The organism is Brevundimonas basaltis, assembly GCF_014202075.1.
Classification (GTDB): domain Bacteria; phylum Pseudomonadota; class Alphaproteobacteria; order Caulobacterales; family Caulobacteraceae; genus Brevundimonas; species Brevundimonas basaltis.
In genome coordinates this window covers 302,238-315,288 of record NZ_JACHFZ010000004.1, presented here as the reverse complement: position 1 = coordinate 315,288, position 13,051 = coordinate 302,238, and the positions used below count along the sequence as shown (strand labels likewise).

The 13,051-nt window shown below is 71.5% G+C and carries 15 protein-coding genes; 2 read left to right on the top strand and 13 right to left on the bottom strand.

The window, feature by feature from the left end:
* Positions 1-10 precede the first annotated feature (10 nt).
* The 8 genes from hisIE to HNQ67_RS11160 form a co-directional block, all read right to left on the bottom strand.
* Positions 11-685 carry a bifunctional phosphoribosyl-AMP cyclohydrolase/phosphoribosyl-ATP diphosphatase HisIE gene (gene hisIE / locus HNQ67_RS11195; protein WP_183255364.1) on the bottom strand — a complete coding sequence of 225 codons (675 nt, stop codon included), beginning with the start codon at positions 683-685 and terminating at the stop codon, positions 11-13.
* On the bottom strand, positions 682-1,449 hold the full coding sequence (gene hisF / locus HNQ67_RS11190) for an imidazole glycerol phosphate synthase subunit HisF (protein WP_183255362.1): 768 nt from the start codon (positions 1,447-1,449) through the stop codon (positions 682-684). The genes hisIE and hisF overlap by 4 nt, the downstream gene beginning before the upstream one ends.
* Positions 1,446-2,180 carry a 1-(5-phosphoribosyl)-5-[(5-phosphoribosylamino)methylideneamino]imidazole-4-carboxamide isomerase gene (gene hisA / locus HNQ67_RS11185; RefSeq protein ID WP_183255360.1) on the bottom strand — a complete coding sequence of 245 codons (735 nt, stop codon included), beginning with the start codon at positions 2,178-2,180 and terminating at the stop codon, positions 1,446-1,448. Before hisA ends, hisF begins: the two co-directional genes overlap by 4 nt.
* Positions 2,177-2,779 carry an imidazole glycerol phosphate synthase subunit HisH gene (gene hisH, locus HNQ67_RS11180; protein WP_183255358.1) on the bottom strand — a complete coding sequence of 201 codons (603 nt, stop codon included), beginning with the start codon at positions 2,777-2,779 and terminating at the stop codon, positions 2,177-2,179. Before hisH ends, hisA begins: the two co-directional genes overlap by 4 nt.
* 130 nt (positions 2,780-2,909) lie before the next feature.
* A complete protein-coding gene (gene hisB / locus HNQ67_RS11175) occupies positions 2,910-4,352 on the bottom strand; it encodes an imidazoleglycerol-phosphate dehydratase HisB (protein WP_183255356.1) in 1,443 nt (480 codons plus the stop codon).
* Positions 4,349-5,656 carry a histidinol dehydrogenase gene (gene hisD / locus HNQ67_RS11170; RefSeq protein WP_183255354.1) on the bottom strand — a complete coding sequence of 436 codons (1,308 nt, stop codon included), beginning with the start codon at positions 5,654-5,656 and terminating at the stop codon, positions 4,349-4,351. The genes hisB and hisD overlap by 4 nt, the downstream gene beginning before the upstream one ends.
* Entirely contained in the window at positions 5,656-6,537 is an 882-nt protein-coding gene (hisG, locus tag HNQ67_RS11165; protein ID WP_183255352.1) for an ATP phosphoribosyltransferase, read from the bottom strand. The genes hisD and hisG overlap by 1 nt, the downstream gene beginning before the upstream one ends.
* An 8-nt stretch (positions 6,538-6,545) precedes the next feature.
* Positions 6,546-6,857, bottom strand: coding sequence for a YerC/YecD family TrpR-related protein (locus HNQ67_RS11160; protein ID WP_183255350.1), 312 nt, complete (start codon positions 6,855-6,857; stop codon positions 6,546-6,548).
* Positions 6,858-6,935: 78 nt separating this feature from the next.
* On the opposite strand from HNQ67_RS11160, the gene HNQ67_RS11155 reads away from it, so the two are divergent.
* Positions 6,936-8,144: an NAD(P)/FAD-dependent oxidoreductase gene (locus tag HNQ67_RS11155; RefSeq protein WP_183255348.1), complete on the top strand. Its 1,209-nt coding sequence runs from the start codon at positions 6,936-6,938 to the stop codon at positions 8,142-8,144.
* A gap of 26 nt (positions 8,145-8,170) precedes the next feature.
* The gene (locus HNQ67_RS11150; protein ID WP_343054898.1) at positions 8,171-8,551 is read left to right on the top strand and encodes a group I truncated hemoglobin; all 381 of its coding nucleotides are present in this window, start codon (positions 8,171-8,173) and stop codon (positions 8,549-8,551) included.
* 31 nt (positions 8,552-8,582) lie between these two features.
* On the opposite strand, the gene HNQ67_RS11145 is transcribed toward HNQ67_RS11150, so the two are convergent.
* From HNQ67_RS11145 to HNQ67_RS11125, 5 genes are read right to left on the bottom strand one after another with little or no spacing between them, the layout of a single operon-like run.
* Positions 8,583-9,947 (bottom strand): flavodoxin domain-containing protein, encoded by a 1,365-nt coding sequence (locus tag HNQ67_RS11145; RefSeq protein WP_183255346.1) that lies wholly within the window; start codon positions 9,945-9,947, stop codon positions 8,583-8,585.
* A complete protein-coding gene (locus HNQ67_RS11140) occupies positions 9,944-10,993 on the bottom strand; it encodes an FAD:protein FMN transferase (RefSeq protein ID WP_343054897.1) in 1,050 nt (349 codons plus the stop codon). Before HNQ67_RS11140 ends, HNQ67_RS11145 begins: the two co-directional genes overlap by 4 nt.
* 44 nt (positions 10,994-11,037) lie before the next feature.
* Complete coding sequence (locus HNQ67_RS11135; protein ID WP_183255343.1) at positions 11,038-11,838, bottom strand: DUF4198 domain-containing protein; 801 nt, start codon at positions 11,836-11,838, stop codon at positions 11,038-11,040.
* An 11-nt stretch (positions 11,839-11,849) separates the two neighbouring features.
* Positions 11,850-12,353: a DUF2271 domain-containing protein gene (locus HNQ67_RS11130; protein ID WP_183255341.1), complete on the bottom strand. Its 504-nt coding sequence runs from the start codon at positions 12,351-12,353 to the stop codon at positions 11,850-11,852.
* A gap of 17 nt (positions 12,354-12,370) precedes the next feature.
* Positions 12,371-13,021 carry a PepSY-associated TM helix domain-containing protein gene (locus HNQ67_RS11125; protein WP_183255340.1) on the bottom strand — a complete coding sequence of 217 codons (651 nt, stop codon included), beginning with the start codon at positions 13,019-13,021 and terminating at the stop codon, positions 12,371-12,373.
* Positions 13,022-13,051: the final 30 nt, after the last annotated feature.

Genomic DNA, 13,051 nt, shown 5'->3' with positions numbered 1-13,051 from the left:
CTCCTCAGGTTCAGGTCCCCGCTTGACCGGGATCTGGTCTGGCCGCTTCCGCCCGCCGCGCCAAGACGTCGAGGACGTCCTGAAACACCATGTGACGGGCGCGCAGCAACACCAGCAGATGGTAGATCAAATCCGCGGCCTCGGAGGCGAGTTCCGAGTCTGGTCCGGCGGCGCCGGCCAGAGCCGTCTCGACGCCCTCCTCGCCAACCTTCTGGGCGGCGCGCTTTGGACCCTCGGCGAGGAGGCGGGCGGTCCAGCTTTCGGCCGGGTCGGCGGCGGCGCGGGCGGCAATGGTCTGCTCCAGCCGGGCGAGGCGGCCGAGACCGGGCGCGTCCTCGTCGCCGAAACAGCTGACGCGGTTCAGGTGACAGGCGTTTCCGACCGGGCGGACCTTGAGCACCAGGGTGTCGGCGTCACAGTCGGGGGTCATGGAGACGACATTCAGGCGGTCGCCCGAGGTTTCGCCCTTGCGCCAGCGGCCGCCGCGCGAACGGGAGAAGAAGGTGGCCTCGCCGGACGCGAGGGTCTCGTCGAGGGCGGCGCGGTCCATCCAGGCGAGGGTGAGCACCTGCAGCGTGGCGGCGTCCTGGACGACGACGGGGAGCAGGCCGTCGCCCTTGGCGAAGTCGAGGATGGCGGGATCGAAATCCCCCCCGACGGGGGAGGACTGGTTGGGATCGATCATGGTCTCACCTCAACGCCGGAATCGGCCAGGAAGGTCTTGAGTTCGGGGATGGCGAGCACGCCGCTGTGGAAGACGCTGGCGGCAAGGGCGCCGGAAACGCCGGCCTGTTCGAAGACGCCGAGGAAATGCGAGGCCGCGCCCGCGCCGCCCGAGGCGACCAGCGGAATGGTCAGCCGCGCCCGGGCTGCGCTCAACTGGTCGATGTCATAGCCGTTGCGCACGCCGTCCTCGTCCATGCAGTTGAGCACGATCTCGCCGGCGCCGAGGGCCTGGGCTTCGACGATCCAGTCGAGGGTGCGGCGGCCGGAGCCGCGGCTGGCGGTCGGGTCGCCGGTGTACTGGTGCACGAGCCAATCGTCGCCGGACCGTTTTGAATCGACGCCGACGACCACGCACTGCGCCCCGAAGCGGTCCGCCATGTCGGAGATCAACTCGGGGCGTTCGAGGGCCGGAGAGTTGATCGAGACCTTGTCGGCGCCGTTGTCGAGACAGCGGCGGGCCTGTTCGACCGAGCGGATGCCGCCGGCGACGCTGAACGGAATGTCGAGCAGTCTCGCGATGTCGCGAACCCATCCGTAGTCGAGGGTGCGGCCCTCCGGGCTGGCGGTGATGTCGTAGAAGACCAGTTCGTCGGCGCCCTGATCGCGATAGCGGGCGGCGAGATCGGCGGCGTCGCCCATGTCGACGTGGCCTTCGAAGCGCACGCCCTTGACCACGCGACCGTCCTTGACGTCGAGACAGGGAATAATGCGGCGCGCCGTCATGAGCGGGCGGTTTCCAGCGCCTGCTTGAGTGTGAAGCGGCCTTCGTAGAGGGCGCGGCCGACGATGGCGCCGGACGCGCCCACCGAGCGGGCGCCGGTCAGGTCGGTCAGATCGGCGACGCCGCCCGAAGCCTGCAGCCACAGATCGGGGCGGCGCTGGTGAATCTCGGCCAGCAGGTCGAGGTTGGGGCCGGTAAGGGCGCCGTCGCGGCCCACGTCGGTGACCAGCAGGTGTCTGGCCGATCCGGGCGGGTAGCGATCCAGCGCCGACCACAGATCGATGTCCGCGGCCTCGGTCCAACCCTTCAGGGCGGGGATCCAGCGGTCGCCGTCGGCCTTTACGTCGATGGCCAGGGTGATGCAGTCGGGGCCGAACCGCTCGAGCCAGGTGGAGACGACGTCCGGGTCAGAGACAGCGAGCGAGCCGACGACGACGCGGCGGACCCCGGCGTCGAGCAGGTTCTGGATGTCGTCGGCCGAGCGGACGCCGCCGCCAGACTGGATGCGGATGTCGATGGCGGCGGCCAGCTCGCCGATCAGGGCGTGCTGGACCGCCCGGCCGGCTTCGGCGCCGTCCAGGTCGACGATGTGCGCCCAGGTCGCGCCGGCGGCGCGGAAAGCGGCGAGCCGGGCGGCGGGGGCATCATCATAGCGGGTCACGGCGTCGAACCGCCCATGCATCAGGCGGACGCAGACGCCGTCCTTCAGGTCGATGGCCGGGTAGACGATCATGCGGGCAGTTCCAGAAAATTCTTGAGGATGCGGGCGCCGGCGGCGGCCGAGCGTTCAGGGTGGAATTGGCAACCCCAGCGGTTGGCCCGGCGGACCACCGCGGGAACCGGGCCGCCGTAGTCGGCGCGGGCGAGCGTGGCGTCGCCATCGGGGCAGGCGTAGCTGTGCACGAAATAGGCCCAGGCCTCATCGCCGACCCCATCGAGGAGCGGGTCGGGCCGGACGGTCGAAAGCCGCGACCAACCCATGTGCGGGATCGGCCGGTCGGGACCGGGCTCCAGCCGATGAACCACGCCCGGGATCAGACCGAGCAGGGGCGTGCCGCTCCCTTCCTCGCTGTGTTCGAACAGCAGTTGCTGGCCGAGGCAGACGCCGAGCAGGGGGCGCGCGAAAGCGCGGATCGGCGCGACGAGGCCGAGGTCCGACAGCCGGGCCATGGCGTAGCCGGCGGCGCCGACGCCGGGAAGGATCAACCGGTCGGCGTCCGCGATTTCGCCGGGATCGGCGTTCAGGCGGACGGTCGCGCCGAGTCGCTCCAAGGCGAACTGGACCGAGGCGACATTGCCCGCGCCGTAGGAGACGACGGTGACTGCGGTCATTGGTCCTCCCCCGTCGGGGGAGGGGGACCGTCCGAAGGATGGTGGAGGGGGCGCGAAGGACGAGCGGTGCGTGGGGCGGGCCCCCTCCACCGCTTCGCGGTCCCCCTCCCCCTGTGGGGGAGGAATGCCATCACAGCATCCCCTTGGTGCTGGGCACGGCGTCGCCCTCGACGCGAATGGCCTGACGCAGGGCGCGGCCGAAGGCCTTGTACACGGCCTCGGTCTTGTGGTGGTCGTCGTCGCCGGTGACCGAGACGTGGATGGCCGCCCCGAGGTGCTCTGCCAGCGAGCGGAAGACGTGGGCCGTCAGGTCGGTGCGGTAGTCGCCGATGAAGGGCGTGCCGAAGCTCCCGTCAAACACCGGGTAGGGACGGCCGGACAGGTCGATGGACACCGTCGCATTGGCCTCGTCCATGGGCAGGACGAAGCCGTAGCGGGCGATGCCGCGCCGCTCGCCGAGCGCCTGTTTCAGGGCCTGACCGAGAGCGATGGCCGAGTCCTCGATGGTGTGGTGCGGGTCGGTGTGCAGGTCGCCCTCGCACGACAGGCGCAGGGAGAAGCCGCCGTGGGCCGCGACCTGCTCCAGCATGTGGTCGAAGAAGCCGACGCCAGTGTGGATCGCGACCGGACCGGGGGCGTCGAGGTCGACGGCGCAGACTATGCGGGTCTCCCGGGTGTCCCGCACCGCCAACCCGGTGCGGGACGGGCGGGCCGGCGCCGTAGCGAGACCAAGGGCGGTCAGCAGGCGGTCGTTGACCTCGACCCGGGCGGCCACCGGCAGACGCAGGCGCTCTCCGGCCCGTTCCGCCGCGACGCCATAGCGCGCCAGGGCTGCCAGAACGGCGTCGGGATCGGCCGGACGGACCATGATGACGGGACCGAGGCCGGGCTCGACGGCCATTTCACGGCCGAGCGCCTTGATCAGCCGTTCGCGCTCGCGGCGGACGCCGGCGAGACGCCCGGCGCTTTCCATCATCCGCGACGGATCGAGCGCCTGCTGAGCCAGCCGCACCGAAGTTTCGGGCAGGGCGTAGGGCTCAAGCAGGGCGGACAGGCGGGCCAGCGTCGTCGGCTGCCCCAGGGCGGCGCCCACACGCGCGCCGGCAAGACCATACGCCAGAGACAGGCTGCGCAGAACGATCAGATTGGGGTTGGCGGGGATGACGGTGGCGGCTGACTCTCTGTCAGAGAACTCGGCCATGCCTTCGTCCACAACCAGCAGGGTCGGGTTCAGGCGCGCCGCCATTTCTCCGACGGCTTCGGGGGAACCGAGCGCGCGGACGATGGTGGCGGCGGGCGTCGCGTCGGGGGCCGGGGCGGCGTAGAGGGCAGCGAGCGCGCGATAGGGCTCAGCGTCGGGGGCCTCGACAGACTGTCTCTCGCGCGCCGCCAGCCGAAACACGAGCTCGAGCCCGTGGGTCAGGCCGCGCACCGGCAGGACATGGTCCGTCGGCACGCCGTAGACCTCGGCCATGCGTGCGGCGAGGGCGCGGGGTTCGGCCGGATAGCAGTCGAGACCGTCGTTGCCGGAGACGAGTGGTGCGAACGGGGCGGGGAGGTTGCTCAGGGTCATGCGCCGCTCCTCAGATCGGCCGCGCGGGCGTGAGCCTCCAGCCCCTCCATGCGGGCGAGGGCGGCGGCGACGGGGGCGAGGGCGCCAGCGCCGGCTTCGGTAACCGACTGAACCGACATCGAGGTCATGAAACTGGCGGTGGTGATGCCGCCGATGGTGCGGGCGGCGCCGTCGGTGGGCAGGACGTGGCTGGGCCCGGCGGCGTAGTCGCCCAGGGTCTCGGCGGCGAATGCGCCGACGAAGATCGCGCCGGCGGCGCTGATGCGGTTGACCAGACCGTCCGCGTCGACCGTCTGCAGGGCGAGGTGTTCGGGGCCGTAGAGATTGGCTACCTCACAGGCCTCGGCCATGTCGCGGACGCGGATGGCGCGGGCGGCGGCGAGGGAGGCGCGGGCGATGTCGGCGCGGGGCAGGGTTTCGAGCTGGCGCTCGACCCCGGCGCGGATGGCGTCGATGTTGGCGCGGCTCTCGGAGACGAGGATGACCTGGGCGTCGGCGTCGTGCTCGGCCTGGCTGAGCAGGTCGGCGGCGGCGATCTCCGGGTCGGCGTCGCGGTCAGCGATGACCATCAGCTCGGACGGGCCGGCGGGCATGTCGACAGCGGGACCGCCTGGCAGGGCGGCAGCCTGTTTCTTGGCCTCGGCGACCCAGGCGTTGCCGGGGCCGAACAGCTTGTCGACCGGCGCGATCTCGCCGTCCTCGAAAGCGGCACCGAAGGTCAGGGCGGCGATGGCCTGGGCGCCGCCGATGAGCCAGAGAGCATTTAGCCCGGCCTCGCCCGCTGCGTAGATCATGGCGGGGTGAACGCCGCCGTCCCGGGCCGGCGGGGTGACCACGACGCGTTCGCCGACCCCGGCCACGGCGGCCGGTATGGCCTGCATCAACAGGGAGGAGAACAGGGGCGCCGTGCCGCCGGGGACGTAGAGGCCGGCGGCGCGGATCGGCCGCCAGACGAGGCGGGAGCGGACGCCCGGCGTGGTCTCTATCCACGGCGAGTCCTCGGGCCGGGTGGCCTGATGGAAGACGCGAACGTTGTCGGCGGCGATGCGCAGGGCGCGGGTGGCCGTCGGCGGCAGGGCGTCGCGGGCGGCCGCGACCGCGTCCGGGGTAACGGCGATGCGGCGCGGCGCAAAACCGTCGAGCTTCACGGCCCAGTCGGTGACGGCGGCGCCGCCGCGCGCCCGGACGTCGTCGAAGATGTCGCGCACCCCCCCGCCGACGCGGGTCCCGGTGCGACGCGACGGACGGGCGAGAGCTTCGCGGCGGCTGGCGGCGTCGAGGGTGGTCCAATCGATCAGGCGCATCACATCATCTTCTCGATAGGAAGGACCAGAATGGCCGAGGCGCCCGCGGCCTTGAGCTTCTCCAGCGTCTCCCAGAAGACGGCCTCCTGACAGACGGCGTGGACGGCGACGGCGTCGTCGCGGCCGGACAGGGGCATGACCGTAGGCGAGCCGGCGCCGGGCAGGATGGCGGTGATCTGGTCCAGCGCCGAGCGGGGGGCGTTGAGCATGACGTATTTGGCGCCCTGCGAGGACACCACGCCGGCCATGCGCTCGATGATGCTGTCGAGGAGGTGTTGCAGGCCCGGTTCGGGGGCGACCGGCGATTTGATCAGCACAGCCTGACTTTCGAGCACGGTCTCACGGGCGCCGAGGCCGTTGGCCTCGAGCGTGGCGCCGGTGGAGACGAGATCGCAGATCGCCGAGGCCAGCTTGAGACGGGGGGCGACCTCGACGGCGCCGCGCATGGTGACGATGTCGGCGCGGACGTTCCGCTCGTCGAGGAAGCGACGCAGGATCCGGGGGTAGGAGGTGGCGATGCGCAGGCCGTCGAGCGAGGCCGGGCCGTCGTAGGCCAGGGTCGGGGGGACGGCGATCTTCAGGGTGCAGCGGCCGAAGCCGAGCGGCATGATCACCCCGGCGACCGGGCCGCCGTTGCGCGCCTCCTCGAGCACGTTCTCGCCGACGATGCCCAGATCGCAGACGCCGTCGGCAACGAAGGTCGGGATGTCGTCGTCGCGCACCCGCAGCAGGTCGATCGGATAATTCTCGACCCGATAGAGCAGGTCGTTGTTGCCCTTGACCACGCGCAGGCCGGCGTCGCGGACGAGGTCGAGGCTGCGGTCGGCCAGACGGCCGGATTTCTGGACGGCGATGCGAAGCCGCCCCTGAACGGTGCTCATGATTTTGCTCAGTCTTTGAGGCGGTCCAGCACGAGGCGGTAGCCCTGGTGCGGCATTTCCTTGAGGAAGCGGGCGACCCGCACGACCGTGGTCGGGCTGGCCTGGGCCTCGGCGGCGATGTCCCGATACGAGCGGCCCCCGGCGTCCAGCAGGCGGGCGACCTCCCATCGCTCGGCGAAGGCGCGCACCTCGGCCGGGGTGCACAGGTCGGCGAGGAAGGCGTCGACCTCGTCACGCGACTTCAGCGACAGCAGGGCGTCGTAGAGAGCGACGCGGCTGCGCGCCGTGGCGGCGGCGTTGCGGGGGAGGGTGTCAGTCATGACCGTTCCACTATGCTGTAACAGTGGAACGGTCAAGGGGCTCTCGACCCTCGCCCCTCGCCCCTCTATCTGCATCCCATGAGCAAGGTTCTGATCATCGGCGCGGGACACGCGGGCGGGACGGCGGCGGCCTTGCTGCGCCAGTACGGGCACGAGGGGCCGATCGTGCTCGCGGGCGAGGAGCCGGCGCCGCCCTATCAGCGGCCGCCGCTGTCGAAGGCGTGGCTGAAGGGCGAGGCCGATCTGGAGGCGCTGTTGCTGCGCCCGGAGAGTTTCTACGCTGAACAGGAGATCGAACTGCGGCTCGGCGTGACGGCCAGGGCGATAGACCCCGCAGCCAAGACCGTGACGTTCGCGAACGGGACGGTCGAGACCTACGACGCCCTGATCCTGGCCACCGGATCGACGGCGCGGAAGCTGAGCCTTCCAGGGGCCAACCGGCCGGATCTGCTGGAGCTGCGCACGCTGGCCGATGCGGAGCGGCTGAAGGCGGCGCTGGGGCCGGGGAAGCGGCTGGCGGTGGTCGGCGGCGGCTATGTCGGGCTGGAGGCGGCGGCCTCGGCGCGGGCGCTGGGGGCTGAAGCCGTCATCATCGAGCGGATGGACCGGGTGCTGGCGCGCGTGGCGTCGGAGGCCCTGTCGGATTTCTTCACCCGCTATCACCGGGAGCACGGCGTCGAGGTGCTGACCTCGGCCGAGGTGACGGCCTTCGAGGACGGCGGGGTGCGGTTGGGCGATGGGCGGCTGATCGAGGCGGAGGCGGTGCTGGTCGGGGTGGGCGCCCAGGCCTGCGATCAGCTGGCCCGATCGGCGGGCCTGACCTGCGAAAACGGCGTGATCGTCGATGAGGCGGCGCGGACTTCGGACGCGTCCATCTGGGCCGTCGGCGACGTGACCTTCCGGCCGATCCCGGCGCATGGCGGGCTGAGGCAGCGGCTCGAGAGCGTCCCCAATGCGCTGGAGCAGGCCAAACAGGCGGCGGCGTCCATCGCCGGGCGGCCAGCGCCGGCGCCTGAGGTCCCGTGGTTCTGGTCGGATCAGTATGACGTCAAGCTGCAGATCGCCGGCCTGCCGGCGGGGGCCGACCGACAGGTGCTGCGCGGCGATCCGGCGGCGGGGTCGTTCGCAGTCTTCCATCTGGCGGGAGAGCGGATCGTCTGCGTCGAGGCGGTCAACGCCCCCGCCGAGTTCATGGCCGGTCGGCAGATGATCGGCCGGGGGACAGCCGTGAATCCGTGCCGGCTGGCCGATCCGGCGGTGACAATGAAGGCGGTGGCGGCGGGTTAGGCCTCGACGCGGGCGGACCCTATGTCGTGACCGCCGTCAAGGCCGGCGCCGTGCCCTTCGCGGGCGCGGGAATGTTTGAGGCGTTTCACGGACAGGCCGGCGTCGATGGCATGCTGGACCGGTCGGTCTCGGATCCGCGCATCGCGGGAATCTTCGCGGCGACGGACATGGTCCGGCTGCGCCGGACGCTGAAGGAGCAGTTCTGCTATCTGCTGAATGGTCCGTGCGCCTATACGGGCCGGTCGATGCGGGACGCCCACGCCGATATCGGCCTGCAGCCCGCCGACATGGGCGCGCTGGTCGAGCATCTGCAGGCCGCGATGGACGAGGAGGGCGTGCCCTTCCACACCCAGAACCGGTTCCTGGCAAAGCTGGCGCCGATGCGGCGGGACGTCGTCACCCGCTGACATCTCGGAGGTCGGGGCCGGCCCCGGAGAGCTAGTAAACGTCGCGGCGGTAGCGGCCGGTCTCCGACAGCTCCAGCACCCGTTCGGCGCCGAGTGCGGCTTCAAGCGCCGCGTGGACCCCGGCCGACATGCCTTCGAGACTGCCGCAGACGAGGATGACGGCGCCCCGGTCGATCCAGGCGGCGAGTTCGTCCGCGTTCTGTTCGATCAATTTCTGGACGTAGCGACCGTCGCCGGGATCACGCGAGAAGGCACGGTCGAGGCGGGTCAGTTCGCCAGAAGCGAGTGCGGTTCGAAGCTCCGCGTCGAGGAAGGCGTCGTGGGCCGAGGTGCGCTCCCCGAACATCAGCCAGGCGCCGCCGTGCGCCGCGCCGGCCCGGGCGCGCCAGTGGGCGCGGAGGCCGGCCAGGCCGGTGCCGTTGCCGACCAGGATCAGCGGCGTCTCCGGCGGCGGGCCGTGGAAGCTGCGATTGGTGCGGACGCGCATGTCGACCGGCTCACCAAGGGCGAGGTCGCGCGTCAGCCAGCCGGAGGCGAGGCCGGGCGAGCCGTCCGGCCGTGTCATCAGACGGACGATGAACTCGACCCGGCCGTCGGAGGGCAGGGAGGCGACAGAGTACTCCCGGCTGCCGGAGGAGGGCGCGCCGGGCAGGCCGATCTCGGCGATGTCGCCGGCGACCCAGTCCGGCGTGTGCCCGACCGGCTCGAAAGCCAGCAGCCACGCCGCGCCGCCGGGGCTGCCGGGGTTGAGATGTTTGCGGTGCACCAGACGCCAGCGGTCGAAAGCCGGCGGGGTCCAGTCGGCCTGCACGGCGTGGCCGGTGACCACGCCCAGCTGGTGCTGCCAGTGGCGGATGGCGCCGGGGTCGCTGTTGTCGACCTCGACCCTGTCGAACAGGGGCGTCGCGCCCGAGCGCTGGAGCCAGCTGTCGAGCGCCCGGCCGAAACCGCAGAAGTCGGCGTAGGTGCGGTCGCCGAGGGCGAGCAGGGCGAAGGACAGGCCAGCGAGGTCGGCGGGCGCGGTCATGTATTGGCGGGAGAACCACGAGACGGCGTCCGGCCCGTCGCCCTCGCCAGTGGTCGAGGCGATGATCAGCACCCGCCCAGCGGCCCTGAGCTGCGCCGGCTCGAGATCGCCGAGCGGAACGACGCGGGCGGGAACGCCGGCTTCCGACAGGCTGGAGGCGGTCATCCAGGCCAGTTCCTCGGCCTGGCCGGTCTGGCTGGCGAAGGCGACGAGCAGGGCGTTCGCATCCCCGGCCGGAACGAGGGCGGCGGCCTGCTCCCGGGCGGAGCGGCGGGACTGCTCGCGGCGCCAGGCGACGACCGCGACGATCAGCATCCAGAGCACCACGGCGGCGGCAGCCCACAGCCAGCGGATCGGATCGGCGGTCACGCGCCCTCTGACAACATGGCGGAGAAGGCGGGGGTGACGGTCTCGGTCAGGCCGCTCTCGCCGCGTACGACGAAGGCGGCGGCGATGTTCATGGCCTCGGCGAAGGCCGGACCTTCCTCGGCGCCCATGACGGTCAGGGCCGTGGCCATGGCGTCGGCGTACATGGCCGTCTCGGCGAGGACGGTGACCGAGGCGACGCCGTTGTCGACCGGACGGCCGGTGCGACCGTCGAGGGTGTGGCTGTAGCGCTTGCCATAGACCTCGTAGTTTCTGACCCAATCGCCCGAGGTGGCTACGGCCATGTCGAAGAGGGCGGCGACGGTGCGGGGGCCGGGGGCGCCGGGCGCCTGTTGCAGGTCGGTCCACCACGGACGGGCGTCAGGCTTGACCCCGGCGCCACGCAGTTCGCCGCCGATCTCGACCAGATGGTGGGTCGCGTCCATCGAGGTCAGCCGCTCCGAGACCTTGTCGACGGCGTGGCCCTTGGCGATGCCCGACAAGTCGAGCTTGACCCCGCCGAGCTGCTGGACCGCCCGTGCGTCGCGGTTGAGGCGCAGCCGACCCCAGCCGGACAGGGCCCTGGCGGCGGCGATCTCCTCCTCGAAGGGGACGGTGTACCCCTTGCCGAAGGCGTCCAGCGGGCGCGGCCCGGGCGGGCCGAAGCCCCACAGGTTGACCAGGGCGCCGAGGGTCGGATCGACCGCCCCATTGGTGTCGTCCGCGAGATCGAGGGCGGCGTTGAGCAGGGTCCAGAACGGCTCGGACACGGCCCAGAAGCCGGGCGGCGCGGCGTTGAGGCGCGACAGTTCCGAGCGCGGCTCCCAATGGCTGAACAGCAGGATGATCCGGTTCAGCTCGTCCTCGATGGCCGACTGGAAGGCGGCGCGGGTGACGCCGGGCGGCGGCACGAGGCGCACCGCCCAGGTCGTGCCCATGGTCTCGCCGGCGAAATCCCAGATGAAGTCCTGGGGCGGGCGGACCGGGACCCTGCCATGGGTCGGGATCAGCACCCGGTTGGCCGCGCGTGGTCCTGCCTCGCCGATCACCACGGGCGGCGGGCCGGACCGGTTCGGTGCGGAAGGGTTGTCGGTCAGGGGAGGACTTCCATGACGGCGACGTACTGGGCGCTGGCGGCGATGGTCGCGCCCTCGGCCGGGGTGCGGACCGTGGCGTTGAGCCAGTACATGCCGGGCTCGGGCCAGGCGACGGTGAAGGCGCCGTCGGCCCCGGTGGTGACGGTCATCTCGTCCGGATTGTCGCGGTAGCGCGTGCCGCCGCGGGCGATTGTGACCTCGACGTCGGAAGCGGCGGCTCCGTCGATCGACAGCTTGAACGTCGCCGCCTCGCCCGCCGCCAGGTCGTTCGGGTGGGTGATCGGGATCAGCGCCAGGCCGTCGGCCGGGTTGGTGAAGACGCTGTCGGTCGGTGCGCCGAGGGTGACGAAGGTCTCGATCCGGTTCGAGGTGCGGGTGGCGACCACATCGGTGGCCCCGGCCGGGATGGCGCCGGGGAATTCCGCGACCTGGCCGCGCCAGCGCTTCTCTTCGCCGTCGAGTTTGTAGGTGGCTGTGACGCCGCTCGAGACATTGGCGACCTTCCAGGTGCCGGGCTGGGTCAGGTGCAGGTCGAAGGTCGAGCGGTAGCGCGACCGCATCATGTTCTCGGCCTGGGCGGTCGAGCCGTCCGGGGCGGTGATGACGAGACCCGCAAGGTTCATCGCGGCGTGATCGGGAATGAAGACGCCGTTGGACATGCCGGCGTCGAAGCCGACCCAGGCGTCCGCGCCGGACAGCACGGTTGCGGTTGGGGCCAGCCAGGCGCGGTGAGCCTGGGCCGACATCGGCAGGGCAAGGGCCGCGACGGCCGCGATCAGGGCGAGGGATTTCTTCATGGCGACGATCCTTAGCGGGTGACGGCGACGCTGACGGCGCCGAGTTCACTGGAGCCCGAGGCCCGGGCGGTGTTGGCGGCGCCCCAGCGGAAGGGCACGCGGACCGTCTCGCGGCCGCCGAGTTCGCGGGCCGCCTCGACGACCATCACATAGTCGCCGGCGGGCAGGCTGGAGAGGCGCGCGCCGGGAATGCTGACGGTGTGACGGCCCGGGGCCTTGGTGGCGCTGGAGACGCCGTCGGCGGGCAGGGTCATCGAGCGGCCGCCGCGACGCCACCAGGTGCGCATGTCCTTGAGCCAGTCCTTGCCCTCGGCGACGTTTGAGACCTCGTACCAGACGGCGAGGGTGCGGACGGCGGTGCTGTCCGGCCGCTCGATCCACACCGCGACATAGGGGCGATGGTAGGCGGCGACCGACAGGCGCGGGATTTCGACCGAAACATTGATGTCGGCGGCGAGGGCGGGCCCGGCGACGGAACCGGCAAGGGCGGTGGCGGCGAGGGTGAGCTTACGCATGGAACACTCGGGCGGGATCAGTGGATGAAGAGCAGGGCGATGAGAACGGGGATCAGCAGGCCAAGACCGAGCAATGGCCAGGTCGAGGGGCGCTGGCGCGCGTGCATCCAGGTCAGGGCGAAGCCGGTGGCCGCGAAGACGATGCAGGCGACGGCGAAGACGTCGATGAACCAGTACCAGACCGGGCCGGTGTCGCGGCCCTTGTGCAGGTCGTTGAGCCAGGCGATCCAGCCGCGCGTGGTGCGTTCGCGCAGGGCCTCGCCGGTGGCCCGGTCGATGGTCAGCCAGCCGTCGCCGCCGGGCTCGGGCAGGGAGACGTAGATTTCCTCGGCGGTGGTCTCGGTGGGTCGGCCGGCGATCCGAACCTCGAGCGACCCAGAAGCCCAGCGGGCGACGGCGTCGGGGACCGGGTCGGTCGTCTCGTCGGGGAAGGCCGTCAGCCGCTCCAGCAACGGAGCGGGCAAGGTCGCGGTCCGCTCGACCGTGACCGGCTCTGCGGGGATGTCGGCGGCGTGGTTCAGGGTGATGCCGGTGACCGCGAACAGCAGCAGGCCGATCAGGCTCAGCGCGGCCGAAATCCAGTGCCACTGGTGCAGCTGTTTCAGCCAGAACGACCGTCTGGGGTTCAGGGCCTTGGGAGGCCGGGCGGGCGGGGCGGCGTCGGTCACCTCCGGCTTGTGCCGAACTTGCGAACGGTT

Bases quoted from the DNA above. Each gene is read 5' to 3' on its own strand.
- hisH (WP_183255358.1), bottom strand. From the start codon at position 2,779: ATGACCGCAGTCACCGTCGTCTCCTACGGCGCGGGCAATGTCGCCTCG.
- hisA (WP_183255360.1), bottom strand. From the start codon at position 2,180: ATGATCGTCTACCCGGCCATCGACCTGAAGGACGGCGTCTGCGTCCGC.
- HNQ67_RS11160 (WP_183255350.1), bottom strand. From the start codon at position 6,857: ATGACTGACACCCTCCCCCGCAACGCCGCCGCCACGGCGCGCAGCCGC.
- hisG (WP_183255352.1), bottom strand. From the start codon at position 6,537: ATGAGCACCGTTCAGGGGCGGCTTCGCATCGCCGTCCAGAAATCCGGC.
- HNQ67_RS11155 (WP_183255348.1), top strand. From the start codon at position 6,936: ATGAGCAAGGTTCTGATCATCGGCGCGGGACACGCGGGCGGGACGGCG.
- hisB (WP_183255356.1), bottom strand. From the start codon at position 4,352: ATGACCCTGAGCAACCTCCCCGCCCCGTTCGCACCACTCGTCTCCGGC.
- HNQ67_RS11135 (WP_183255343.1), bottom strand. From the start codon at position 11,838: ATGAAGAAATCCCTCGCCCTGATCGCGGCCGTCGCGGCCCTTGCCCTG.
- hisIE (WP_183255364.1), bottom strand. From the start codon at position 685: ATGATCGATCCCAACCAGTCCTCCCCCGTCGGGGGGGATTTCGATCCC.
- hisD (WP_183255354.1), bottom strand. From the start codon at position 5,656: ATGCGCCTGATCGATTGGACCACCCTCGACGCCGCCAGCCGCCGCGAA.
- hisF (WP_183255362.1), bottom strand. From the start codon at position 1,449: ATGACGGCGCGCCGCATTATTCCCTGTCTCGACGTCAAGGACGGTCGC.
- HNQ67_RS11130 (WP_183255341.1), bottom strand. From the start codon at position 12,353: ATGCGTAAGCTCACCCTCGCCGCCACCGCCCTTGCCGGTTCCGTCGCC.